Raw genomic sequence first — 24,720 nt, forward strand, 5'->3', positions numbered from 1 at the left:
CGCGAGTACATCTTCGCATCGACGTTGCGAACAAAGCAGAAACGATGCTTGATGGGCGATGAACCTCGCCACCGCTGATTCGACCTTTCGGGACCCGACCGTCCAGCCTGCCTATCTCGCCCGGCTGAACGACGCCCAGCGCCAGGCCGTCGAGCATGGCGACGGCAAGATTGCCGGTCCGCTGCTGGTCATTGCCGGCGCCGGTTCGGGCAAGACCAACACGCTGGCGCATCGCGTCGCCCATCTGATCGTCAAAGGGGCCGATCCGCGCCGCATCCTGCTGATGACCTTTTCGCGCCGCGCCGCGTCCGAAATGGCCAGGCGTGTCGAGCGCATCGCCGGCGAAGTGCTCGGCCGCGATGCCGCTGTCATCACCGACGCGCTGACCTGGGCCGGAACCTTTCACGGTATCGGCGCGCGGCTGCTGCGCGACTATGCGCTGGAGATCGGTCTCGACCCGGCCTTCACCATCCATGATCGCGAGGATTCCGCCGACCTGATGAATCTGGTCCGCCACGAGCTCGGCTTCTCGAAGACGGAAGCGCGTTTCCCCACCAAGGGCACCTGCCTTGCCATCTATTCACGCGCCGTCAACGCGCAGGCGCCGCTCAACGAGGTGCTGGGGTCTGCCTTTCCCTGGTGCGCCGGCTGGGCGGAGCAGCTGAAGCAATTGTTCGCCGGTTATGTCGAGGCCAAGCAGGCGCAGAACGTGCTCGATTACGACGATTTGCTGCTCTACTGGGCGCAGATGGCGGCCGAGCCTGAGATAGCGATGCATCTCGGTGGGCGCTTCGACCATGTGCTGGTCGATGAATACCAGGACACAAATCGCTTGCAGTCCTCGATCCTGCTGGCGCTGAAACCCGACGGCGCCGGGCTGACGGTGGTGGGCGACGATGCACAGTCGATCTATTCGTTCCGTGCCGCCGAGGTACGCAACATCCTCGACTTTCCAAACCAGTTCGCGCAAGCCGCCGACGTGGTGATGCTGGAGCGCAATTACCGCTCGACCGAAACCATTCTTGCCGCAGCCAATGCGGTGATCGGCGAGGCCTCGGAGCGCTTCACCAAGAACCTGTGGTCGGAGCGCAAATCCACTGACAAGCCAAGGCTGGTGACCGTGCGCGACGAGGTCGAGCAGGCCAATTTCGTCTGTGACACCATCCTCGCCGAGCGCGAGGCCGGCACGGCGCTGAAATCCCAAGCGGTGCTGTTTCGCGCCTCGCATCATAGCGGGCCGCTGGAGATCGAGCTGACGCGGCGCAACATTCCCTTCGTCAAGTTCGGCGGCCTGAAGTTTCTCGATGCCGCCCATGTCAAGGATGTGCTGGCGGTGCTGCGCTTTGCCGAAAACCCGCGCGACCGGGTCGCCGGTTTCCGCGTGCTGCAATTGATGCCGGGCATCGGCCCTTCGGCTGCTGCGCAGATCGTCGAGACCATGACGACGGCGCTGGACGAGGCGATGGGGCTGGCCGGCTGGCGCCCGCCGCAACGAGCCGCGGATGACTGGCCGGGCTTCGTTTCGCTCTATTCTGGCCTGCGGGCCGGCGCCAAATGGCCGGCCGACCTCGGACAGATCAGGCTGTGGTATGAGCCGCATCTGGAGCGCATCCACGAGGATGCGACGACGCGCCGGGCCGACCTGTTGCAGCTCGAGCAGATCGGCTCGGGCTATGCCTCGCGCGAACGGTTCCTCACCGAACTGACGCTTGACCCGCCGGACGCCACCAGCGACCAGGCCGGGCCGCCGCATCGTGACGAGGACTATCTGATCCTGTCGACCATCCATTCGGCCAAGGGCCAGGAGTGGAAGAATGTCTTCGTGCTCAACACGGTCGACGGCTGCATCCCGGCTGATCTCGGCGTTGGCACCAAGGAGGACATCGACGAGGAGCGCCGGCTGCTCTACGTGGCGATGACGCGGGCCAAGGACAATCTCAACCTGGTCATGCCGCAACGCTTCTTTCCGCACGGCCAGGCGGCGCGCGGTGACCGCCATCTCTATGCCTCGCGCACCCGCTTCATCCCGGCTTCGATCCTGGCTGCGTTCCAGCAGGTGTCATGGCCGAGCGCGCAGGCGGCACAGGGCAGGGTGGCCCGGCCGGAGGTGCGCGTCGACATCGGCGCGCGCATGCGCGGCATGTGGAAATAGTCTCAGGGGTCGGCGCGATGTCGCAACCACCGATCAGGATAGCGCTCTCGGGCGCGCTGGGCCGCATGGGCCGCCAGATGGCGGACGCCGTGCAAGGCGATGCGCGGCTGGTGCTCGCCGCCCGCTTTCATCGGCCGGGCATCGTCGGCGAAGGTCTGGTGAGCCGCGACGAGGCGCTTGCCACGGCCGACGCCGTGATCGATTTCACCACGCCGGCTGCCTCGGCCGACCTGGCCAGGGTTTGCGCCGAACGCGGCGGGCCGGCCCTGGTCATAGGCTCGACCGGCTTCGATGCCGCCGAGTTGGCTGCTATCGCCGACGCCGCGAAAACGGTTCCCATCGTGCGCTCCGGCAGTTTTTCGCTGGGGCTCAACATGCTGGTCGGATTGGTCGAGCGGGCGGCGAGAGCGCTCGACCCCGACGACTGGGATGTCGAGATTGTCGAGGCGCATCATCGCCACAAGATCGATGCGCCATCGGGGACGGCGCTGATGCTGGGGCAAGCCGTAGCCGGCGGACGCGGCATCGACCTCGAGACGGTCGCAAGGCGTGTACGCGACGGTGTCATCGGCGCGCGTCCGGCCGGCGAGATCGGCTTTGCGGTGATGCGTGGCGGCAGCATCATCGGCGAACACAGCATCAGCTTCTGCGGCGAGGGCGAGACCGTGACCTTGTCGCATGTGGCCGGCGACCGCATCATGTTCGCCCGCGGCGCCATCGCCGCAGCGCTTTGGGTGGCGGGACGCCCGCCCGGCCAATATGACATGCGCGATGTGCTGGGTCTGAACACCTGACAAGGCACACGGCAAGCATTGTCATGGCATCGTGGCGGCCACCAGCCGCGGCTTACCGATCCGTAAGGTTTGCGGTTATTTTCGGCTTTTCCTTGAAAGCTGGATGAAAGGTTGGTGCCATAACTGTTGGAAGGCGCCCCCATATTGTCGCGGAAAGCGATGGGAGAGAGAGGGGCGCGGGAAACGAACAAAGGGAAGAGGCCATGTCGCTCGCGCGAATTCTGCTTGATTCAGCCGCCACAACCGCACTTGTCGCCACCATGGCCTTGTCCGCGCCGTCCGCACGCGCCGACGAAAAGATCTCCATCATGGTGGGCGGCTACGAAAAGCAGATCTACCTGCCCGCCAAGCTGGCGGAAGCGCTCGGCTACTTCAAGGACGAAGGTCTCGACGTCGAATTGCTGAACGAGCCGGCCGGCGTCGATGCCGAAAACGAAATGCTCGCCGGTGCCGTGCAAGGGGTCGTCGGCTTCTACGACCACAGCATCGACCTGCAGGCGAAAGGCAAATTCGTCGAATCCGTCGTCCAGTTCAGCCAGGCTCCTGGTGAAGTCGAGCTTGTTTCGACCAAGCATCCCGAGATCAAGTCGCCCGCCGACTTCAAGGGCATGAGCCTGGGCGTGACCGGTCTGGGCTCCTCGACAAACTTCCTGACGGAATATCTTGCCGTCAAGAACGGGCTGAAGCTCGGCGAATTCACCTCGGTTCCGGTCGGCGCCGGCAATACCTTCATCGCAGCCATGCAGCAGGACAAGATCCAGGCCGGCATGACGACCGAACCGACGATCACTCGGTTGCTGAAGACCGGCGAAGCGTCCGTTCTTGTCGACATGCGCACGATTGAAGGCACCAAGGCCGCGCTCGGCGGCACCTATCCGGCTGCCTCCCTTTACATGCAGACGGACTGGGTCGACGCGCACAAGGAGGCGGTGCAGAAACTGGCGAATGCCTTCGTCAAGACACTGAAGTTCATCAACACCCATAGCGGTGCGGAAATCGCCGACAAGATGCCGAAGGACTACTATGTCGGCGACAAAGAAGGCTACGTGAAGGCCCTCGATGCCGGCAAGGCAATGTTCACCCCCGACGGGATCATGCCCGAAGGCGGCCCGGAGACTGTGCTGACGGTTCTTTCAGCCTTCAAGAAGGAACTGCAGGGCAAGCAGATCGACCTCTCCAAGACTTACACCTCGGAATTCGTCAAGAACGCCAAGTAGCCGACCGTGCCGGCGCGATGAAGGCATCGCGCCGGCAATCGTCTGTTCTCAACGTCCGGGCGGCTCTGCCCGACGGCGTGCGTCCGCCCGAACCCGGAGTTCCATCATGATCCATGAAAAGACCACACCAGCGATCGAATTGATCAATGTCAGTCGGCGGTTCCTCTCACCCACCGGCAAATCGCTGACAGCGCTGCGCGATTTCACCATGACCGTCGAGCGCGGCGAATTCGTCGCCGTCGTCGGCCCGACCGGTTGCGGGAAGTCCACCACCCTCAACCTCGTCACCGGGCTGGCCAGCCCAAGCGCCGGCGAGGTTCGTGTCATGGGCGCGCCCGTCACGGGAATAGACCCGCGCATCGGCTTTGTCTTTCAGAGCGATGCCTTGTTTCCCTGGCGAACAGTGATCGAGAATGTGATGGCCGGCCCGCTCTTTCGCGGCAGGGCGAAGTCGGATGCCACGGCCGCGGCGCGCGACTGGCTGGCGCGCGTCGGCCTGTCGCGTTTCGAGCAGCACTATCCACACCAGCTTTCCGGCGGCATGCGCAAGCGTGTGGCGCTCGCCCAGACCTTCATAAACGGTCCGGAGATCCTTCTGATGGACGAGCCGTTCTCGGCGCTTGACGTGCAGACACGTGTTTTGATGCACGAGGAACTGCTGCGCCTGTGGTCCGAGGCAAAGGCTTCCGTGGTCTTCGTCACGCATGATCTTGAAGAGGCGATTGCGCTCGCCGACAAGGTCTATGTCCTGACCGCCGGGCCGGCCACCGTGAAGTCGATCTACACCATCGACCTGCCGCGTCCGCGCGTGGTCGCCGATATCCGCTACGAACAAAGCTTCATCGATTACTCGCGCACGATCTGGGCCGATCTCAAGGAAGAGGTCGAGACCAGCTATGCACGTGCCGCAGCCTGAGGAGGAACGCCATGACCGATGCTGCCATGGACATCAGCGCCGGAGCTTTCAGGCCGGGCACTTCCGACGCGGAAATCGAAGCGGCCGCCGCAAAGGCGGTGACGCATCGCCGCCGTACAGTGATGTTCTGGCGGATCGCCATTCTCGTCGCTTTTCTCGCCTTGTGGGAAATCGCCGCGCGGCTGGCCTGGATCGATCCGTTCTTCTACGCAATGCCGAGCGCGATCGCGGTGCGGCTCTATGAGTGGACCACGGAAGGAACGTCCGAGGGACCCCTCTGGTATCATCTCTATGTCACCATGGAGGAGTCAGTCATCGGCTTCGTGACCGGCTCGGTTGCCGGTATCATCATCGGCGTCGCGCTCGGCCGCAACCGCATGGCAGCGGATATTTTCTCGATCTACATCAAGGTGATCAATTCCATTCCGCGCGTAGTTTTGGCGCCGATCTTCATCATGATCCTCGGCCTTGGCCTTGCTTCGAAAGTGGCGCTTGCCTTCGTGATGGTTTTCTTCGTTGTCTTCCACAATGCCTTCCAGGGCGTGCGCGAAGCCGACAGGGCAATGATCGCCAACGCCCGCATCCTGGGCGCATCCAACTGGCAATTGACCCGCTCGGTGATTGTCCCTTCGGCGATGAGCTGGATCTTCGCCAGTCTGCATGTCAGCTTCGGCTTTGCCATCATCGGCGCGATCGTTGGCGAGTTCGTCGGCTCGCGCTACGGTATCGGCCTGCTGATCAACATCGCCAAGGGATCCTTCGACGCCGCCGGCATGTACGCCGCGATCGTCATCGTGATGGTGGTGGCGCTGGGTGCTGAATATCTGATGACCATGGTCGAGGATCGCCTGGCCAAATGGCGTCCCCAGCCCCTGCATGAGACGCAGTGAGTGGCGACAGACCTTAGCTGCTTGCCAGCGGCAGCCTTACCTCGACCACCAGACCGCCGGCCGCGCCATCCCCAAGGGTGACGCGGCCGCCGGCATTGTCGACGACCTCGCGCACAATGGCCAGGCCAAGCCCGCTGCCTTCCTCGGTCGACCCGGCAATGCGGTAGAAGCGTTCGAACACATGGTCTCGCTCGTCCAACGGGATGCCGGGCCCATCGTCGGCGACCGTCAGCACGGCTTCATCGTCGATGGTCGCCAATTTCACCGTGACGCTGCCGCCGGCCCGGGAGTAGCGCAGCGCGTTGTCGACGAGGTTGACGATCATCTCGCGCAACATGGTGCCGTCGCCGATGACCGGCACGGGACCGGTCTCCTCGAGGCCGAGATCGATATTGCGGCCGATCGCTGTCGGCGCCTGCGTTTCCAGCACGTGGCGGGCGGCTTCGGTAAGGTCGATGTGGTCGGCGCGCGGCCGCCGGCTGCCCGGCTCCGCCCGTGACAGGGTCAGGAGCTGTTCGGCCAACCGCGCCAGCCGGCCGGAACTGGACTGCAGCGCCATCAGCGCTTCCTGGCGCGCGTCGGAGGCACTTTCGCGCAGCGCGTAGCTTGCCTGTGTCGACAGCAGCGCCAGCGGTGTCCGCAACTGGTGCGCCGCATTGGCGATGAAGCGGCGTTGCGCCGCCATCTGCGCCCGCACGCGCTCCATATAGGCGTTCAGCGCATCGATCAGCGGGCGGATTTCGCTTTGCGCCCCTGGCACTTCGACCGGATCCAGCTCGCTGCGGCTTGGCGAGCGCACCGCGTCGCGCAACCGGATCAAGGGCGCAAGGCCGCGATGCAAGCCCAGCAGAACGAACAGACCGGCAATCGCCACCAGCGCCAGCTGTTGGGCAAAAGCGCCAAACCAGAGACGCTGCACCATGGCGTCGTGTCCGGCAAGCGTGACGCCGACCGTAACGGTGATCGGCGAGTCATCTCCGGCACCGACCACCGTGTGGCTGTAAGTGAGCAGCCGCAGCCGGTGGTCGCGATAGGTCGCCTCTGTATTGGAGGACCTCGGCGCCTCCGGCAAGTCGGGATAGCCTGTCAGCAGCCGCCCTCCGGCAGCCTTGACATGGTAGTAGACGCTGTCGTGATCGCCCGTATCGAACATCTCGATCGCCGCTGGCGGTATCGTAGCGTCGAGCACGCCGTCAGTCACGGCAACGCGTTCGGCGATAGCCCGCGCCGAGCCCATCAGCATGCGATCGGTGACGAGGTCCGCGGTTGCCAGCGCGTTGCGGTGGCTGGTCCATAGATTGATGGTGGCGAGGCCGACGAGCGGCAACACCACCCAAGCAAGAAGCTGCAAGCGGAGACTGTTAATCCTCATGGCGCAGGAGATAACCGAGGCCGCGCAGCGTGACGATGCGGACCCGCGACCCTTCGAGCTTCTTGCGCACGCGGTGCACATAGATCTCGATCGCGCTGGGGTCGGCGTCGGTCTCGAAATCATAGATCGCGGCCGACAATGCCGCCTTGCTCACCGTGCGCCCGGCCTTGACCACAAGCTGTTCGAGCACCGCGTGCTCGCGCGGCGTCAGCGCCAGCGTCTCGCCGGCGAGCGAAAACAGCCGTGTGTTGGTGTCGAAGACGAGATCGCCGCAGGCAATGACGGGCGCGGTGCGGTCATTGACGCGGCGCAACTGCACGCGAATGCGCGCTTCGAGTTCTTCGATCTGGAAGGGCTTCGCCAGATAGTCGTCGGCGCCTTCGTTGAGGCCCTTGACCCGACCGTCGAGGCTGGCGTTTGCGGTCAGCACGATCACCGGCACCGGGTTGCCGCGCGACCGCAACATGCGCAGCACCTCCATTCCGCTCATGCGCGGCAAGGCCAGATCAAGGATGACAAGCGCGTGGTCGCCGGCTGCGAGCGCGTGTTCGACATCCTCGCCATCATGGACGATGTCGACGACATAGTTCGCCTGACGCAGGGTCTTGCCCAGCCAATCCGCCAGTTCGCGATTGTCTTCTACAAGCAGCAACCGCATTTCTATCGCTGTCCTGGGGTGCAGGTCACCCGGATTTCCGCCCGCTTCTTCGACTGGCACCGCCAAGTCGCGCCCGATTGATGATCGTGCACAAGCGATAATCTCGAACCATCCGCAAGGCAAATGCAGGAGATCCAGAAGTTCAAATGGTGGCATCGCCACAAATCGAACCGATCGGTTCGTTTTCTGTTGACGGACCGTGCAGAACGTGGTGAACACCGACGGCCCGAATGCCCTGGTGCGGAAAATCATTTTTTCTTTAAGCATCTGATATTGCTTATAAAAATTATTCCCGCCGAGCCCCTTTGCTGAATTTCAAGGGGCGGATTCACACGGCCCATGGAACATCTTCGTGATTGGAATCCGCGGCAAGGCAAACCCATCTCGGGGTGGTCCGAGCGACGCGAAATTCCTCCCAAGGGCACGCCAATAGACGGACAGAACAAACACTGGAGTAAATAAAATGACCAAGATCGCTCTTACCGCCGCGGCCATCCTCATTGCCACGGGCACTGCTTTTGCCGGCAGCGACCACTATGGCTCCAACGATGCCGACCAGCCGGTTGCCAGCCAGTCGCTTTCCAACATCGATACCTCGCACACCGGCTCGATCCTGAAGTCCGAAAAGGCACAGGGCGACGCCAATGCCAAGGTGCCGGCTCAGTCTGGCCAGGGCATCTGGGGCCGCTAATCAACACAGGCCTTGGATTACTTGATTACAAAGAGCGGTGGGCTTGGTCCGCCGCTCTTGTTTTTTGCGCATGACGATGCCGATGCCCAGTCGGCGACCGACCACCGAATTCTACCGATGATCCACAAAGTATCGCCGCTTCCGGGAATAAAACCCGACGGCATCTGGTCTTGTCGTTAGCGGAACCGTCCTCCCAAGACGCCGCCTAACGGAAAAACCAGGAGACTTGAAAATGCACAAGATCGCTCTCACCGTCGCCGCCATCCTCGTTGCCGCGGGCAGCGCCTTTGCCGGCAGCGACCACTACGGCTCCAACAATGCCAACCAGCCGGTTGTCAGCGTTGACCACGCCGTCACCGGCTCGGTGAAGACCGTGGCTGGGCACAAGGCTGCGGATACCAAGATGAAGGTCGCAACCAACTGGCCTGACCCCGGCCAGGGCATCTGGGGCAACTGATATCAAGCGGAAGGTTTGGCCTGCCGCGCCTGGATTCTAGCCCAGATCCTTCGGCCGCAGACAATGTGTCAGCCGGGCGGAGGACAGGCTGGACCAGTCGCTCTCAAAGATGAAGCGCGCAAGAGCTGATGTCGGGAACTTTTCCTCGAGCTTCTTGCGCGCCTTGGCCTCCGACCCTGGACCGACAAGCTGTCTGGCAAGATCTTCCAGGCCCGGATTGTGGGCGACCACCAGCAAGCTGTTGCTCGCCGGGTCGGTTTGATGAAGCTGGCTCAGAATATCCGCCGCTGAAGCATCGTACAGCGCCTTGGCGAACACGACCTGGGGATGCGCAGGCAGTTCCGTAGCCACCAGCCGCCAGGTGTCGCGGCTGCGCAGCGCCGGCGACACCAGCACCAGTTCCGGCAGCCAGTCGCGCGCCGCAAGCTCACGTCCCATCAATCGGGCCGCCATCAATCCACGTTCGGCCAGGGCACGGTCGAAATCATCGAGACCAGGGTCATTCCAGCTCGATTTTGCGTGGCGCAGGAGAAGCAGTTGTCTCATCGGCGTTTGTGAGAATCAGAGAAACTAGTCAGCCAAGGGCGGGCCTTTTGTTTGATCGCCTCTATGTCGAAGGGTTCGAACGGGCCGCTTTCCAGTCCTTCCAGCCAAGCTCTGCTCAGCCGGTCTGTTTCGGTCTGGCGTGAAGTCTGATTTGGCGGATCCAAGCTAAGCACCATGCTGTCATCCCCAATCCAGGCCTCTCACGGCGTGATGCGCGCCAGGTGCTCGAGGTCGGCTTCCTCACGCAGCGGGTCGGGGGCCATCACCACCGAGGTGCTGTTGTCGGCATCGTCGGCAAAGTGGGCAAGCACGGTGCGGCCGGCCTCCATGCGCGCCTTGCCTTCGGCGACCAGCCCCAGCGCCAGCGGATAGAGCCGGTGTTCGGTCTTCAGCACGCGGGCCGCCAATGTATCCGCAGTGTCGCCGACCATCACCGGCACGGCCGCCTGGGCGATGATCGGGCCATCATCCATCTCGGAGGTGACGAAATGCACGGTGCAGCCATGGATGCGCATGCCGGCGGCCAGTGCGCGCGCATGGGTGTCGAGCCCCTTGAAAGCCGGCAGCAGGGCAGGGTGGATGTTGATCATGCGGCCCTGCCATTTCTGGACGAGACCGGGGGTGAGGATGCGCATGTAGCCGGCCAGCGCCACGATCTCGGCATTGAATGCCGCGAGCGCTGCGTCGATCGCGGCGTCATGCGCCTGCTTGCTGCCATGGTCGGCACGGGAGATGACCTGTGTGGCGATGCCGCGCGCCCTGGCGATGCCTAGGCCGGCTGCGTCAGCCTTGTCGGAAATGACGCCGACGATCTCGGCCGGAAAGGCCGGGTCGCTGGCCGCCGCGATCAGCGCGGTCATGTTGGAGCCGCGCCCCGAGATCAGCACGACGGTGCGTTTCCTCTGCACGCTCATAGGCCGATCGAGCCCCGATAGATGACGCCGGCATCGCGGCGCGGCACGATGCGGCCGATCGGCGTCACCGTCTCGCCGGCCTCCTGCAGGACCGCGGCGACCTGCGCTGCCTGGCCGGACGCGACCGCCAAAATCATGCCGATGCCGCAATTGAAGGTGCGCATCATCTCTTCCGGCGCCACGCCACCGGTCTTGGCCAGCCACGAGAACACGGGAGGGACGTCGATCGCCCCGAGGTCGAGTTCGGCCGAAAAATCCTTGGGCAGCACGCGCGGAATGTTCTCCGGGAAGCCGCCGCCGGTGATGTGGGCGAGCGCCTTGATGCCATGCGTGTTGCGGATCGCCTTGAGGATCGACTTGACGTAGATGCGGGTCGGCTCGAGCAGCGCTTCGGCGAGCGTCGCCTCGTCGTTGAACGGCGCCGGGTCGCTCCAGGCCAGGCCGCTGACGGCGACGATGCGGCGCACCAGCGAATATCCGTTCGAATGCAGGCCCGAAGAAGCCAAGCCCAGCAGCACGTCACCTTCGACGATATCGTCGGTGGGCAAGAGCTGGCCGCGTTCGGCAGCACCCACGGCAAAGCCGGCAAGGTCGTAGTCGTTGCCGTGATACATGCCGGGCATCTCGGCCGTCTCGCCGCCGATCAGCGCGCAGCCGGCCTGGCGGCAGCCCTCGGCAATGCCGCCGACGATCGCGGCACCCTGGTCGGGATCGAGCTTGCCGGTGGCGAAATAGTCGAGGAAGAACAGCGGTTCGGCGCCCTGCACGACGATGTCGTTGACGCACATGGCGACGAGATCGATGCCGATCGTGTCGTGCTTGCCGGCATCGATGGCGATCTTCAGCTTGGTGCCGACGCCGTCATTGGCCGCCACCAGCACCGGATCGGTGAAGCCGGCGGCCTTGAGGTCGAACAGGCCGCCGAAGCCGCCGATTTCGCCGTCGGCGCCCGGCCGGCGCGTCGCGCGCACCAGCGGCTTGATCTTCTCGACCATGAGATTGCCCGCATCGATATCGACGCCGGCCTCGGCATAGGTGAGCCCGTTCTTGCGCTTGCCGGTTTTGGGCTGGCCCGTTTTGGGCTGGCTTGTGTCGCGCTTGCTCATCGCAATTTTCCTGCTCGTTTGCGGGCTCTTCGCATGAACGGCTGCGCCTCGCAAGGATGACGACAGAATGGTTGGCTTTTGCCCCAGATAAAAGCCAGGCGATGGCGCCCCTTGTGTAAAACCTCCTCTGCCCTCGTTTCTTATAGGAGGCAAACCTCGCGTCTCCATTTTCGCCTCATCCCTTTGCATCCTTGTATGTAGTTGCTGTTGGTGCTCTGTTTGCCATGCATCAGGCATCGGGGGACAAGCCATGCTCAATCCTTCGCAACAGATCATGAGGCTGGGATTCGGATTCGCCGTGTCACAAGCGCTGCGCGTCATTATCGAACTCGGCATCCCCGATCTCCTGGCTGCCAGCGAGCGGTCGGTAGATGACCTGGCGGCTGCCACTCAATCGGATGCTGACTCGCTTTATCGTGTAATGCGACTTCTCGCGCCTGAAGGGGTGTTTAGGGAAGTGCTGCCCCGTCATTTCGAGTTGACGGAGGTTGGTGCGGTGCTGCGCTCCGATCGGCCGGGTCCCCGTGACTTCGTCCGTATGATCAACAGCGAGGCCTATCTTGCCTTCGAGCAGCTCTTGCATTCTGTCCGCACCGGAAAGCCGGCCTTCGACAAGGTGTTCGGGAGCCCAAGGTTTGACTGGCTGTCGGAACATCCGGAGCAGGCTGCCTTGTTTCAGCGTGCCATGGTCGCCTTGAGCCAAGGCAGTAACGAGGCCGTTGCCGAAGCTTATGATTTCAAGCCGTTCACGCGGGTCGTCGACGTCGGCGGCGGACATGGCCAGCTTCTCTCGGCGATCCTGGCTCGCAACCCTCACTTGGACGGCGTGCTTTTCGATCTGCCTTCGGGCGTCGCGGCAGCACGCCAGGGTGCCGGAGGCGACCTGCCGCGCACCGAATTTGTCGCCGGTAATTTCTTTGAAAGTGTTCCCGCCGGTGACGTCTACGTCATCAAGAAGGTCGTTCACGATTGGGATGATGGGCGTGCCGCGGAGATTCTGCGAAATTGCCGCAAGGCAATGCTGCCGAACGGGAAGGTGCTTGTGGCCGAGACGCTCGTGCCGCCAGGTGACGAACCGAACCAGATCAAGGGGATCGACGTGGTCATGCTCGCCGTCACCGGCGGCCTGGAAAGAACGCGGGTCCAATATGCAAGCTTGTTCGACGTCGCCGGGCTACGCCTTGAACGCGTGATTCAGACCCAAGGACCCATTTCCATCCTTGAGGCGTCTGCGGTCTGACCAAAGAAGTTGTCGCCGCGAGCCCAGGTCGCGATACCTCGCTGTCCAGCGACCGCACCTTTTTCGTGAAGGTTAGGGACATCGCATACGCGAGAATGGAAGACTGTCGAGATGGCCGGCAGGCATAGGGGTGGTTCACACAGACCTTTGCCATGTCTGGCGCTTCTCCCTTGCGATCCTCCTCCGTCTCCATCATCTATCGGCAAGCAAACCCGACAGGCACGCGTTGACCATCCCCAACCTGATCACCATCCCTGCGCCTTGTCCTGGTTCCGGCAGTGGTGCTGGCGATGCTGCAGGCGCGCTGGGACTGGGCCTTTGCCGGCTTCCTCATCGCCGGTATCTCGGATGGCGTCGACGGGTTCGTCGCCCGCCGCTTCAACCTGCAGTCCAGGCTCGGCGCCTATCTCGACCCGATGGCCGACAAGCTGCTGCTGGTTTCGGTGTTCGTGGTCATGGGCTTCATCGGGCAATTGCCGCTGTGGCTGGTCGTCACCATGGTGTCGCGCGATGCGCTGATCGTCTGCGCTGTTGTGTTGTCCACCGTCATGGCCCATCCGGTCGAGATGAAACCGCTGTTCGTGTCGAAGGCCAACACCGCCATCCAGATCGTGCTGGCCGCGGTTGTGCTGGGCGAACTCGCCCTTGTCGTTCACCTCGACCCGCTGAGGCCAGCCCTCATATTGCTGTCCGGGGTCTTGACCGTGGCTTCGGCCGCGGCCTATCTCGTGGCTTGGCTGAGGCACATGAGCGGCTATGGCGAAGGCTCCACTCCGGACACCTGACAACGAGGCGGCGGTCATAGAAACTGCGGCCGCTGACATCGTCGCGTCCGCAACCTTTCGCCGGCAGATATTCTTCTGGCTGGCCGGCGCTGCCTTGCTTGCGCTTTTCCTCTATGTTTTCAGTGACATCCTGCTGCCCTTCGTTGCCGGCATGGTGCTTGCCTATTTCCTCGATCCGGTCGCCGACCGGCTGGAGCGGCTCGGCCTGTCGCGCATCATGGCGACGGTGGTCATCCTCATCACCTTTCTCGTCGTGCTGGTGCTGGCCTTCGTCATCCTCATTCCGGTGCTGGCCACGCAGATGGCGGATTTCGCAGCCAAGTTGCCGGAATATCTGACCAAGCTGCAAGGCCTGCTCACCTCCTTCGATCCGAAATGGCTGGAGCAGAAATTCGGCGTCAACGCCAATGGGCTGCGCGACGGCTTGAGCTCGGTGTTGTCGTCCGGCTTCGGCCTCATCACGACCGTCTTCACCTCGCTGTGGAGCTCCGGCGTGGCGCTGGTCTCGGTGGTCAGCCTGTTCGTGGTGACGCCGGTGGTCGCCTTCTACATGCTGCTCGACTGGGACCGCATGGTGGCGGTCATCGACAGCTGGGTGCCGCGCGACAACGTCGCGACGGTGCGCGGCATCGCCAAGGACATCAACACCGCCACCGCCGGCTTCGTGCGCGGCCAGGGCACGCTGTGCCTGGTGCTGGGCGCAATTTATGCCACCGGGCTGACGCTGACCGGGCTGAATTTCGGCATCCTCATCGGCCTGTTCGCAGGGCTGATCTCCTTCATTCCCTATGTCGGCTCGCTGACCGGGCTGGTGCTGGCCGTCGGCGTCGCCTTCGTCCAGTTCTGGCCGGACTGGACCATGATCGTCGCCGTCGCGGTCGTGTTCTTCATCGGCCAGTTCATCGAGGGCAACATCCTGCAACCGCGGCTGGTCGGCAAAAGCGTCGGCCTGCACCCGGTATGGCTGATGTTTTCGCTGTTTGCCTTCGGCGCCCTGTTCGGCTTCGTCGGCTTGTTGATCGCGGTGCCGGCTTCGGCTGCCGTTGCCGTGCTGGTGCGGTTTGCAATCGCCCGCTATCTCGAATCGCCGCTCTACAAGGGCCGTGGCGCGGCACCTGTGCCGCAGCTTCCGGCCGATCGCGGCGGCGGCCACCGCACGCAACCGCGTCGCTGAAGTGACTGCCCAGCCAACCGACCCGCCGCGCCAGTTGCCGCTCGATCTCGGCCATGGCACCGGCTATTCGCGCGACGACCTCGTCGTCTCCAGCACAAACAGCCAGGCGGTGGCCCTGGTCGACCGCTGGCCTGACTGGCCTTCGCCGGTGGTGGTGCTGGCCGGTCCCGCCGGCTCCGGCAAGACACATTTGGCCTCCATATGGCGCGCGCGCGCCAGCGCGGTGGCGGTCGACGCCAGGCGCATTGGCGACAGCATCGCCAATCTCGGCGACCGGCCGGCACTGATCGACGATATCGATGCCGGGGCGGTTGATGAACACGGCCTGTTCCATCTGATCAATGCGGTGCGGGGTGCAGGCTCGACACTGCTCCTGACGGCGCGCCGCTTCCCATCGGCCTGGGGCGTCAGGCTGCCTGATCTCGCTTCACGGCTGAAAGCGGCGGCGACAGTCGAGATCCATGAGCCCGACGATCTCCTGCTCGCCGGCGTCATCACCAAGCTGTTCGCCGACCGACAGGTCGAGGTCGAGCCGCATGTCGTGCAGTATCTCGTGCGCCGCATCGAGCGCTCACTGGCCACGGCGATGCGCGTGGTGGAGAGGCTGGATCGCACCGCGCTCGAGCGCAAGACGCCGATCACGCGCACGCTTGCCGCCGAAACTGTCAATGCCATGGATGAAGGGCAGGGCGAGTTCGAGATTTAGGCTGGTCCTGAGAGGCTAATGTCACAGCCACATTCTGGCAAAATGGCGGACCACCAGGTAGACGGCTGAGTGGGCGGCGATATAGCCGGCGGCGACCAGCACAAACATCCCGATACTGGCAGGCCAGGAGCGGGAGACGATGGCGCCTGGGCCCTGCCTGACCTGTCTGCGGCTTTCCCGGTTGTTCCACATCGCCAGCGCGGCGCAGGCAATCGCCCACGTCACCATGAAGGGAACCGCTATGCCGGCATAGGCAAAGTAGGCCGGTCCGAACAGCGACACCCAAGCATCGATCCCAAGCATCTGAAATCCCCAGTTTGCCGAAGTTTAAGCCGGCAATGGCGACGGAAGCGAGCTTGAAATGGTGACGGCGGGCTGGAGCGGAAGCGGCGCAAGATGACCACGCGACCGTGCCAATGGCTGTCGATACCGTGTTTCCGGGAGAGGATGGTCGGAGTGGAGAGATTCGAACTCCCGACCCTCTGGTCCCAAACCAGATGCGCTACCAGGCTGCGCTACACTCCGAACGGTCTGTTGCCTATTCATTTCGGTGCTGCATGGCAAGTGCAAAAACCTTGCCGCCGTGCGCATTGCGCAGTAATGACGGGCGAAGGGTGGCGATGCTGCCTTGCACAATAACGAGGTGGCCATGTCCGCGCGCATTTTCAGCCCAGCCAAAACCGCGATGCAGTCCGGCAAGGCCAAGACCGGCCACTGGGTGCTGGAATTCGACCCCGAGACGCGCAAGAAGATCGACCCGCTGATGGGCTACACCACGTCGGGCGACATGAGAAGCCAGATCAGGCTCACCTTCGATACGCGCGAAGAGGCGGTGGCCTATGCCGAAAAGGAAGGGCTCGCCTTTCGCGTCGAAGAGCCGAAAGAGACCAAGCGTCGCCAGATTTCCTATGCGGAGAATTTCCGCTATGACCGCAGGACGCCCTGGACGCATTGAACGGCGGCCAGCGCCAAAATATCCAGCCGGCCCAACGGCCGGCCAGCGGTCCCGTAGCTCAGCTGGATAGAGCACCGGCCTTCTAAGCCGATGGTCACAGGTTCGAATCCTGTCGGGATCGCCAACAATTCCAGGGTCCATTCTGGACACATGGGTTTGAGAAAAAATCGGCGCTTTGGCTTTGCCATTCGTTGAATGGGCGCGCGACCCATGGCGGTGCCTTGGTGGTTGGCCGCGACCACGTTCCTCGTATTATTTCGTGACTCGGCCTTTCGGAACCTTTCCCGCGCACGGCGCGTTTCGGCGCCTGTATTCGCAAAGCCTCATACAAAAATGCGGATCGGTGGGAGGCAAACACGGGTGGGGAGGAGTGTTGCAATGTCGAACCGAGAAATAGGAATATCCTCGGCCCTGGATCGGCGCATCGCCGATCTCAAGGTCAGGATGCAGGACGCCCGGATCACGGAATACGAAATGAAGACCTTTCAGAAAGTGGCTTCCATCATGGGAGGCAGCGAAGGCTCCCTGCGCCTTGATGCCGACGACCTGATCGCGGCCTCCTTTGTCGTCGATGCGCTGGGTGAACCAACGCTCAACTGACCGCGTGCAGTCTGGCTTCGAGCACCGCTTGCTCTGCCAGCAGCTTGGGTCCAAGCCTTCAAGCCGGGAATCAGGATGGCCGCTTTTTTCGGCGGCCGTCCTGCGGCGTCCGCGCGCGCAAACACAAGCATCTGTCGCGGGCGACCAACGGCGGTTGCCGGTGAAGCGACCGTGCCGCAAAGCCACTGACCTCCGGTGCCTGCACTCCGCGCTATCTCGTTGTTTTGACGCAATTGCCCAGGGAAAGCGCATAACGCTTTCCCTGGGAAAACCGGTTCACACCTTCCTGGAATTGCTCTCTGCCGCCCGGTATCGAATTGGAGGGAAAGTCTTATCAATTTGTTTGCGTTGGTACGTCACAGTAGCGACGGCTAACGGAGTTGAACGCGATGAAGCTCGATCTGTCGCCGACGAGCTGGGGCAGGGTGATCGCTGTCACCATAGTCGGTACGGCATTCTTCATTGCCGTGGCGTTCTTCGTCGATTCCTTCAACTTCCCCTATCTTTCGCCCGAGGCGGTGTGGCGGGCGCAGATGACCGACCTGATGCTGCCTTTGGTGCTGGGCGGCACGTTTCTGTTTTTCCTCATGTGGAAGATTCGCCAGCTGGCCATCGCGCAGCGCGACCTCAGCGTCATTGCCGCGACCGACAGCCTGACCGCGGTGCTGAACCGTGGTGCCTTCTCGATGCTGGTCGAGGCCTATCTCGAGCAGACCCGCAAGCAGGAGCAGACCCGTTCGGGGGCGCTGCTGATCATCGACGCCGACCATTTCAAGTCGATCAACGACCGCCTGGGCCATGACTGCGGCGATCAGGCGCTCAAGCTGATAGCGCAGGCGATCAAAGGGCAACTGCGTGGCGGCGATCTTGTCGGCCGCATCGGCGGCGAAGAATTCGGCGTGTTTCTTCCCGGTGTGGATCCTTCGCAATCCTGGGTGGTTGCCGAAAGCATCCGCCGGCGTATCAGGGAGATGGACTTTTCGCCCGGCGGCAGACCTTGCCCGCTTTCCGTCAGCATCGGCGGCACGAGCTTCACCGGCCCGACCACCTACGAGGAAATCTTCTCCGCCGCCGACAGACGGCTTTACACGGCCAAGTCGAACGGACGCGATCAAGTCAGCTTCGATCCGGCGGCTCTGTCCGGCGTAGCCACCATGCATTGACGGCAAAGACGGCCGTCGCAAGTCCAGATCGCCTTCGAAAACAGGCTCATTCGTTCGATCTGGCTTCGCCGTGCTCGGCTTATCCTGCGAACAGATCGACGCGTTCTCCCCAGCGGCGCTCGGCTTTAATTCGGCTTGCAAGGCGCTTTGAGGTTGTCGGAAATGGCAATTGGTTGTTCGGACATGGAATATCTGGCATCCTATACTTTTGGGAAAATTCCATGAGACGCGCCGATATGAGGAAGCGCCCTTCATCGCGGCGCTGATAGGTTTTTGAAATGTCTAGATTGACTGGATGGCTGCGAGGAACGACGGCCTTTCGCCATCGGCATAGACTCCCTCCCGGCGTCACTATTGGGCGCCATACCTACGGGGTGACCAAGAAGAGCGTTTCTTCCGCGTCTGAGGTTGCGCCCGTGAGGGTCGGCGCATTTTGCTCGATCGCTGGCGAGGTCTGCTTTATGCCCACAGGGCACCACCCTACCAGTTCAGCTACGAGCTTCCCAATCCATTGGATCTTGATAAAAACTGCCAATCCTGAAGAAAATGGTGGCAAGCCACTTGGCGTCGATATTGGGAACGATGTCTGGATCGGGCGCGGGGCAACCATCATGCCGGGCGTGAGTGTTGGCCACGGCGCAATCATTGGTACCGGGGCCGTTGTCACGCGGGATGTCCAACCCTATGCGGTGGTCGGCGGCGTCCCAGCCAGGCTTATCCGGTATCGCTTCCCGGCGGAGACCATCGCAAAATTGCTGGCAATCCGTTGGTGGGATTGGGATGATGAAAAGATCAAGAGAGAGGCTGGCTCGCTAACCGGACCAATCGAACCGTTTATCGATAAGCACTTTGCCGAGCTATGAGCAAAGGCACGTCATGCGTCGATGCGGGTTAGGACTATGATCCATCTTTTCAATGGCTTTCAGACCCCCTTTGGCGGCAGTGACCTCGAAGCCCTGGAACTATACCGGCTGTTGAGCGCAGACGCGGAGGTACGTCTCTGGGCAACCTCCTCCAGGGTGTCCGGCGAGCTGATGCGACACTCTCCAATTCGCCGCATCTCGCCGCTGAAGAGGAACGTGCCGGACGGCGGCACCTACGTCTTCCTTGGCGCGCATTGGCGCAACAAGGTGTGGCCCTATCTGACCCCACGACCGCGCCGGCTGATCTATGTCTTCAACACGTTTCATCCGAAAGTCGTCGCGCTGACGACGCGCATGCCACGTATGCTGGGCTGGCCCGCCGCCGAACTGGTGCTGATTTCCGACTTTCAACGGCGCATGCTGCAAATCGACGGTGTAGTGCATCCGTCGCCGATCGAGATCGGACGTTTTTCACCACGGCTGACCAGGCCGGATGGTCCGTTCACGGTGGGCCGGCTGAGCGGCGACAGGCCGGACAAGCATCATGCCGACGATGCGCCGCTCTATGAGGCATTGCTGGCGGATGGCACCGCGGTGCGGATTCAGGGCGGGATGCCGCTCAAGGACAGGCTCAGGCCGCATTCGCAGCTCGAACTCATTCCGCAAGGCCGGTTTGCGGCTGAAGAGTTCCTGCGAATGCTCGACGTGTTCTATTATCGCACCGGTTCGCATGTGGTGGAGACGTTCGGCCGCGTGGTGTTCGAAGCGATGGCCTGTGGTTTGCCTGTTGTCTGTCATTCGCATGGAGGCTATGCCGACCATATCCGGCATGGCGAAAACGGTTTTCTGTTCGAGACGACACAACAAGCGGCGCGGATCCTGGCCGATCTCAAAGCCGATCCGGAGTTGCGGGCAACAGTGGGTCGCGAGGCGCGTCGGACCGTTGAGCAGCTGTTCTCCTCGCAGGCACTGCGACAACGGCTGGATTTCTATCTGAGTTAGCGGCACGTCATCCGCTGGCCTTCGCGGATGCCCTCGGTGCAACAACGTGCCCGCTGTGTTTGTCATCGATCTCGACATCGCGCTAAAGCCGGCATGCAAACGAACCATCGGGGCGGACAGGCAGCGGCGCGCCACAGATTGAGCAGGACTTCTTCGCATGACATTGATGGGCGCGGCGGCACTGCTGATCCTGGTCCTGACCTACGCCGGTGTCGCCATCGGCCGCATCCCCGGCCTGCGCCTCGACCGGGCAGGGATCGCACTGCTAGGCGGCGCCGCGATGATCGCCATCGGCGCGCTCAGCATGGAGGACGCCTACCGGGCGATCAATTTCGACACCATCACGCTTCTGCTCGGCATGATGATCGTGGTGGCGCATCTGAAAGTGTCAGGCGCCTTTCGCGGCCTTGGCGCCATCGCCATCGAGCACGCGCACGCGCCCTTCATGCTTCTGGTGATGGTGACGCTGCTGACCGGCGTGCTGTCGGCCTTCCTGGTCAACGACGCCATCTGCCTTGTCATGGCGCCGATCGTCGTCCACGTCACCCGCATCATCAAGCGCAACCCGATCCCCTACCTGATCGCCACCGCCACCGCGTCGAATTGCGGCAGCGTCGCCACCATCACCGGCAATCCGCAAAACATGGTCATCGGCGCGCTGTCGGGCATTTCCTATCCGGCCTTTTCGGCAGCGCTCGCTCCGGTCGCTCTGTTCGGCCTCGTCGCGGTCGTTGTCATCATCCGCGTCGTCTACCGGGCTGAATTCGCCCGCACGGTCCAACTGACGCCCGAGGTCTCGCGTGGCCGCATGCACAAGGGGCAGGTGCTGAAGGCGGTGGTGGTTTGCATCGGACTGGCAATCGCCTTCTTCGCCGGCGTGCCCGTCGCCAAGGCCGCGCTCATCGGCGGCGCCATCCTCTTGCTCACCCGCGCCATCAAGCCGGAACGCATCTACCGCGAGATCGACGGTCCGCTGCTGTTCATGTTCGCCGGTCTGTTCGTGGTCGTCGCCGGCGCCGAAAAGACGCTTCTCACGCCCGACATGATCGCCTCGGCAAAGAACCTCGGGCTGGACGATGTCTGGCGGCTGTCCGGCTTCACCGCGGTGCTCTCCAACATCATGAGCAATGTCCCGGCCGTACTGGCGCTGCGGCCCTTCATACCCGGCCTTGAAAACCCCGAGCGCGCCTGGCTGGCCGTCGCCATGAGCTCGACGCTGGCCGGCAATTTCACGCTGCTGGGTTCGGTCGCCAACCTGATCGTTGCCGAACAGGCACGGGCCGCCGGCACGCCACTGTCATTCGGCGCCTTCTTCAAGGTCGGCTTGCCGCTGACGCTGATAACGCTGGCGGCCGGCACGGCATGGCTGGCGTTTGGGTTCTAACGCATGTCACCCAAAAGTGGCCCCGGTTTTGGGGCAACGACATGCATAAAAACCAAAGACCTTTAGACCTGATGGCTTGAGGTCCGCGCCCGCACAAGCGTCGCGGCGGCGTGCCCTGCCGCCCCGATATAATCGGGGTTGTGGTGGATCAGCATGCTCGAGAAGGCGCCGTCCATGAGCAGAACGATCTCGCGCGCCAGCATATGCGGCGCGGTGACGCCGCGGGCCGACAGTTCGGCGGCGAGCCATTTTTCGAAATTTGTCTTGTGCCGCGATCCGGCCTTGACTGCCGGGTGTCCAGGCATCGAGGCAAGCTCCGCGGCCGTGCGCAGAAACCCGCATCCTTTCCATTTGGGATGGCGCGCGACACGCGCCAGATTGGTGAAAATCGCTTCGACCTTGCGGTCGGCACCACCTTCAGCGGCATCGAACCAGCCGGCCATCTGCTTCAGATTGGGCTGATCGCGGGCATCGAGATAGGCAGCGATCAGATCGTCCTTGCTCTTGAAGTGATAGTACAGCGTCCGCTTGGTCAGCCCGGCTTTTTCGGCGATGGCATCGACGCTGACGCGGCCAATCCCTTCGGCATAGAAGAGCTTCGTCGCGGCGTCGACGATGCGTTTGCGGGTGGGGCTGGATGCTTCAGGCATGGCGCCAAGTATACCGCCTAGTGAATATACAAGCAATCGAAAACCTGATCCTTTCCGGTCAACGCATGCTGGAAAGGAAGCCAAATGACCGATCTTGTCCTAGGCGAGACACGTGACGGGGTAACCATCCTCACCCTCAACCGGCCGGAGAAACTCAACGCGCTGAACTATGCCCTGATCGATCGCCTGCTTGCGATCCTCGATGATATCGAAGTCGATGACGGCGTTCGGGCGGTCATTCTTACCGGAGCAGGGGAGCGGGCATTTTCGGCCGGTGGCGACATCCCCGAGTTCGCGGCCAGTGTGGCGCTTGGCGTCGATGTCGCGATGCGGGACTTCGTCATGCGCGGGCAGCGGCTGACGGCAAGGCTGGAGGCCTTCCGCAAACCCATCATCGCCGCCGTCAACGGCATTGCCTTTGGTGGCGGCTGCGAAATCACCGAGGCCGTGCCGCTGGCCATTGCCAGCGAACGCGCACTGTTCGCCAAGCCGGAAATCAACCTTGCGATGCCGCCGACCTTTGGCGGAACGCAGCGTTTTCCCAGGCTGGCAGGGCGCAAGCGGGCGCTCGAACTGCTCTTGACCGGCGACTGGTTTCCGCCGCAGCGCGCCCTTGAACTTGGCCTCGTCAACCAGGTGGTGCCGCATGGCGATTTGATGCCGGCCGCAATCGGCCTGGCCAGGCGTATCCTGCGGCACTCCGATCTGGCGGTCGCCAGCATCCTCACGGCGGTGGCGCGCGGCCTCAACCAGAGCATCGCCGAAGGCCTGCTGGTCGAGGCCGAGCAGTTCGCCCGTATGGCCTCGACAGCCGACCTGCGCGAAGGACTCGATGCCTGGCTGGCGCGCCGTGAGCCCCGCTATGACGGCTCGTGGACGCACATCACCCGGCCGGATGAAGCCAGGCGAGCGTCGCTGGAGCAGGACCGGCTTGCGGAACAGGATCAAGGCGCTGCCGTCGTCGGTACATGGCGTTCGATGTCTGGATGGAAGCGACCCTCAAAATAGGGGCGAGATGAGTAGACCTAGTTTTTCTAAGCCTAGGCGCTAGAACTACTCGTTTGCGCCTCGGCGACCTTCGGCTCCACCTTAGGCTCCATTCACAGCCGTATTGTCCGCCGGTTGGCAAAGGAGGCATCGATGGTCGCTCTCGCTCGCAGGCCCTGGGTTCCATCGCATTGCGACGAGTTCGCCCAGCAGCTGGCGCAGAAGACGAGCGCTCAGAAGACCGATGCCGTCATGGCTGCGGTCAACAGGGGCATCGAGCTGAACCGTTCGATCCACGAGGCCGACTGCATCAACCTCAACCCGGCGACCAATGTGATGAACCCGAAGGCCGAAGCCGCACTCGCTTCCGGCCTGGGCTCGCGCCCGTCGCTTGGCTACCCCGGCGACAAATATGAGATGGGATTGGAGGGTGTCGAGCAGATCGAGGTGATCGCGGCCGAGCTGGCGGCCGACGTTTTCGGCGCCAGCTATGCCGAGATCCGGGTACCTTCCGGCGCGATCGCCAATCTCTATGCGTTCATGGTTGCAGCCAGGCCGGGCGACAGCATCATTGTCCCATCGCCGGCGATCGGAGGCCATGTAACCCATCATATGGCCGGCTGCGCCGGGCTCTACGGGCTCGATATCCATACCGCTCCGGTCGATGCCGACGGCTACACCGTTGACGTCGGCAAATTGCGCGACCTGGCCAGATCAATAAGGCCGAAGATGATAACGATCGGTAGCAGCCTCAACCTGCTGCCCCATCCCATTCGTGAGATACGGGAGATCGCCGACGAGGTCGGTGCGCTGGTTCTCTTCGATGCGGCCCATTTGTGCGGCATGATTGCCGGGCACGCTTGGCAACAGCCTTTGCAGGATGGTGCCCATCTGATGACGATGAGTACCTACAAAAGTCTCGGCGGTCCGGCGTCCGGGCTGATCGTCACCAACGACGCCGGCATCGCCGAGAAACTCGACAGGATCGCATTTCCCGGCATGACCGCCAACTTCGATGCCGCCAAGTCGGCTGCCTTGGCGATCACGCTTCTGGACTGGAAAGACCACGGCAAGGCCTACGCCGCGACGATGGCGCGGACCGCAAAGGCGTTGGCCGAAAGCCTTGCCGATCGCGGCCTGCCGGTTTTTTCGACCGGCAAGGGCTACACGACATCGCATCAGTTCGCCATCAAGGCAGCCGAGTTTGGCGGCGGCCAGGCGGCGGCAAGGAAATTGCGGCTGGCCAACATCCTGACCTGCGGCATCGGCTTGCCCGTAGACGCTATCGACGGCGACATGAACGGGTTGCGCCTGGGTACGCCTGAGATCGTCCGCTGGGGCATGACCGAAGACGACATGCCGGAACTCGCGGCTCTCATCGCCAGAGGACTGCGCGGCAATGACGCCAGCGAACAAGTCGCGGCAGATGTCACGGCATTCCGGCGCCGGTTCAACAAGCTTCACTTTGTGAACTGACGCCTGAAGCGGCGGGAAAAGC

The 24,720-nt window shown here is 62.8% G+C and carries 24 protein-coding genes, 2 tRNA genes and 2 pseudogenes; 20 read left to right on the top strand and 8 right to left on the bottom strand.

Annotated features, from left to right (window positions below; genetic code table 11):
• Positions 1–58: 58 nt before the first annotated feature.
• The 5 genes from FCU66_RS00355 (at position 59) to FCU66_RS00375 (ending at position 5,969) form a co-directional block, all read left to right on the top strand.
• Positions 59–2,152: an ATP-dependent helicase gene (locus tag FCU66_RS00355; RefSeq protein ID WP_136619987.1), complete on the top strand. Its 2,094-nt coding sequence runs from the start codon at positions 59–61 to the stop codon at positions 2,150–2,152.
• Positions 2,153–2,169: 17 nt separating this feature from the next.
• Positions 2,170–2,946, top strand: coding sequence for a 4-hydroxy-tetrahydrodipicolinate reductase (dapB, locus tag FCU66_RS00360; RefSeq protein ID WP_136619986.1), 777 nt, complete (start codon positions 2,170–2,172; stop codon positions 2,944–2,946).
• Between the two features lie 260 nt (positions 2,947–3,206).
• Positions 3,207–4,163 carry an ABC transporter substrate-binding protein gene (locus FCU66_RS00365; RefSeq protein WP_425462833.1) on the top strand — a complete coding sequence of 319 codons (957 nt, stop codon included), beginning with the start codon at positions 3,207–3,209 and terminating at the stop codon, positions 4,161–4,163.
• 106 nt (positions 4,164–4,269) lie between these two features.
• The gene (locus tag FCU66_RS00370; protein ID WP_136619984.1) at positions 4,270–5,079 is read left to right on the top strand and encodes an ABC transporter ATP-binding protein; all 810 of its coding nucleotides are present in this window, start codon (positions 4,270–4,272) and stop codon (positions 5,077–5,079) included.
• Between the two features lie 11 nt (positions 5,080–5,090).
• Positions 5,091–5,969, top strand: coding sequence for an ABC transporter permease (locus FCU66_RS00375; RefSeq protein ID WP_136619983.1), 879 nt, complete (start codon positions 5,091–5,093; stop codon positions 5,967–5,969).
• Positions 5,970–5,982: 13 nt separating this feature from the next.
• On the opposite strand, the gene FCU66_RS00380 is transcribed toward FCU66_RS00375, so the two are convergent.
• A complete protein-coding gene (locus FCU66_RS00380; RefSeq protein ID WP_136619982.1) occupies positions 5,983–7,341 on the bottom strand; it encodes a sensor histidine kinase in 1,359 nt (452 codons plus the stop codon).
• On the bottom strand, positions 7,331–7,999 hold the full coding sequence (locus tag FCU66_RS00385) for a response regulator (protein WP_136619981.1): 669 nt from the start codon (positions 7,997–7,999) through the stop codon (positions 7,331–7,333). Before FCU66_RS00385 ends, FCU66_RS00380 begins: the two co-directional genes overlap by 11 nt.
• 463 nt (positions 8,000–8,462) lie before the next feature.
• Here FCU66_RS00385 and FCU66_RS00390 point away from each other — a divergent pair, with 463 nt between their 5' ends.
• Both FCU66_RS00390 and FCU66_RS00395 read left to right on the top strand, forming a co-directional pair.
• Positions 8,463–8,690, top strand: coding sequence for a DUF680 domain-containing protein (locus FCU66_RS00390; RefSeq protein ID WP_136619980.1), 228 nt, complete (start codon positions 8,463–8,465; stop codon positions 8,688–8,690).
• A gap of 232 nt (positions 8,691–8,922) precedes the next feature.
• Positions 8,923–9,147 carry a DUF680 domain-containing protein gene (locus tag FCU66_RS00395; RefSeq protein ID WP_136619979.1) on the top strand — a complete coding sequence of 75 codons (225 nt, stop codon included), beginning with the start codon at positions 8,923–8,925 and terminating at the stop codon, positions 9,145–9,147.
• 36 nt (positions 9,148–9,183) lie between these two features.
• Here FCU66_RS00395 and FCU66_RS00400 read toward each other — a convergent pair whose 3' ends face one another.
• The 3 genes from FCU66_RS00400 to purM all read right to left on the bottom strand — a co-directional run bounded on the left by FCU66_RS00400 (position 9,184) and on the right by purM (position 11,713).
• The gene (locus FCU66_RS00400; protein ID WP_136619978.1) at positions 9,184–9,693 is read right to left on the bottom strand and encodes a SixA phosphatase family protein; all 510 of its coding nucleotides are present in this window, start codon (positions 9,691–9,693) and stop codon (positions 9,184–9,186) included.
• Positions 9,694–9,893: 200 nt separating this feature from the next.
• Positions 9,894–10,607, bottom strand: coding sequence for a phosphoribosylglycinamide formyltransferase (purN, locus tag FCU66_RS00410; RefSeq protein ID WP_136619976.1), 714 nt, complete (start codon positions 10,605–10,607; stop codon positions 9,894–9,896).
• Positions 10,604–11,713, bottom strand: coding sequence for a phosphoribosylformylglycinamidine cyclo-ligase (gene purM / locus FCU66_RS00415; protein ID WP_136619975.1), 1,110 nt, complete (start codon positions 11,711–11,713; stop codon positions 10,604–10,606). Before purM ends, purN begins: the two co-directional genes overlap by 4 nt.
• Before the next feature lie 250 nt (positions 11,714–11,963).
• Here purM and FCU66_RS00420 point away from each other — a divergent pair, with 250 nt between their 5' ends.
• The 4 genes and pseudogenes from FCU66_RS00420 (at position 11,964) to hdaA (ending at position 15,618) form a co-directional block, all read left to right on the top strand.
• Positions 11,964–12,953, top strand: coding sequence for a methyltransferase (locus FCU66_RS00420; RefSeq protein ID WP_136619974.1), 990 nt, complete (start codon positions 11,964–11,966; stop codon positions 12,951–12,953).
• A 226-nt stretch (positions 12,954–13,179) separates the two neighbouring features.
• Positions 13,180–13,738 (top strand): annotated as a pseudogene (locus tag FCU66_RS00425) (CDP-alcohol phosphatidyltransferase family protein).
• Entirely contained in the window at positions 13,710–14,912 is a 1,203-nt protein-coding gene (locus tag FCU66_RS00430; protein ID WP_136619973.1) for an AI-2E family transporter, read from the top strand. Before FCU66_RS00425 ends, FCU66_RS00430 begins: the two are co-directional and overlap by 29 nt.
• Position 14,913: 1 nt before the next feature.
• Complete coding sequence (gene hdaA / locus FCU66_RS00435; protein WP_136619972.1) at positions 14,914–15,618, top strand: DnaA regulatory inactivator HdaA; 705 nt, start codon at positions 14,914–14,916, stop codon at positions 15,616–15,618.
• A gap of 21 nt (positions 15,619–15,639) precedes the next feature.
• Here the strand turns inward: hdaA and FCU66_RS00440 are convergent, their stop codons facing one another.
• Complete coding sequence (locus FCU66_RS00440) at positions 15,640–15,921, bottom strand: hypothetical protein (RefSeq protein WP_136619971.1); 282 nt, start codon at positions 15,919–15,921, stop codon at positions 15,640–15,642.
• Positions 15,922–16,066: 145 nt separating this feature from the next.
• Positions 16,067–16,143, bottom strand: a tRNA-Pro gene (locus FCU66_RS00445).
• 124 nt (positions 16,144–16,267) lie between these two features.
• Between FCU66_RS00445 and FCU66_RS00450 the strand changes: the two genes are divergently transcribed.
• From FCU66_RS00450 to FCU66_RS00480, 7 genes and pseudogenes are all read left to right on the top strand, one after another.
• Positions 16,268–16,573 carry an ETC complex I subunit gene (locus FCU66_RS00450; protein WP_136619970.1) on the top strand — a complete coding sequence of 102 codons (306 nt, stop codon included), beginning with the start codon at positions 16,268–16,270 and terminating at the stop codon, positions 16,571–16,573.
• A gap of 47 nt (positions 16,574–16,620) precedes the next feature.
• Positions 16,621–16,697, top strand: a tRNA-Arg gene (locus FCU66_RS00455).
• 254 nt (positions 16,698–16,951) lie between these two features.
• Entirely contained in the window at positions 16,952–17,173 is a 222-nt protein-coding gene (locus FCU66_RS00460; RefSeq protein WP_136619969.1) for a hypothetical protein, read from the top strand.
• Between the two features lie 389 nt (positions 17,174–17,562).
• The gene (locus FCU66_RS00465) at positions 17,563–18,336 is read left to right on the top strand and encodes a GGDEF domain-containing protein (protein WP_136619968.1); all 774 of its coding nucleotides are present in this window, start codon (positions 17,563–17,565) and stop codon (positions 18,334–18,336) included.
• A 569-nt stretch (positions 18,337–18,905) separates the two neighbouring features.
• A pseudogene (locus FCU66_RS41775) lies at positions 18,906–19,199 on the top strand (CatB-related O-acetyltransferase); the annotation flags it as partial.
• Between the two features lie 36 nt (positions 19,200–19,235).
• A complete protein-coding gene (locus FCU66_RS00475) occupies positions 19,236–20,201 on the top strand; it encodes a glycosyltransferase family 4 protein (protein ID WP_136619966.1) in 966 nt (321 codons plus the stop codon).
• A 157-nt stretch (positions 20,202–20,358) separates the two neighbouring features.
• Entirely contained in the window at positions 20,359–21,585 is a 1,227-nt protein-coding gene (locus FCU66_RS00480; RefSeq protein WP_136619965.1) for an anion transporter, read from the top strand.
• A gap of 62 nt (positions 21,586–21,647) precedes the next feature.
• On the opposite strand, the gene FCU66_RS00485 is transcribed toward FCU66_RS00480, so the two are convergent.
• Positions 21,648–22,235, bottom strand: coding sequence for a TetR/AcrR family transcriptional regulator (locus FCU66_RS00485; protein WP_136619964.1), 588 nt, complete (start codon positions 22,233–22,235; stop codon positions 21,648–21,650).
• An 84-nt stretch (positions 22,236–22,319) separates the two neighbouring features.
• Here FCU66_RS00485 and FCU66_RS00490 point away from each other — a divergent pair, with 84 nt between their 5' ends.
• Positions 22,320–23,243 (top strand): crotonase/enoyl-CoA hydratase family protein, encoded by a 924-nt coding sequence (locus tag FCU66_RS00490; protein ID WP_136619963.1) that lies wholly within the window; start codon positions 22,320–22,322, stop codon positions 23,241–23,243.
• Positions 23,244–23,375: 132 nt separating this feature from the next.
• Entirely contained in the window at positions 23,376–24,698 is a 1,323-nt protein-coding gene (locus FCU66_RS00495) for a serine hydroxymethyltransferase (RefSeq protein WP_136619962.1), read from the top strand.
• The last annotated feature ends 22 nt before the right edge of the window (positions 24,699–24,720 follow it).

Origin of the sequence: Mesorhizobium norvegicum, from assembly GCF_004919685.1 — a bacterium.
GTDB classification, from domain to species: Bacteria; Pseudomonadota; Alphaproteobacteria; order Rhizobiales; family Rhizobiaceae; genus Mesorhizobium; species Mesorhizobium norvegicum.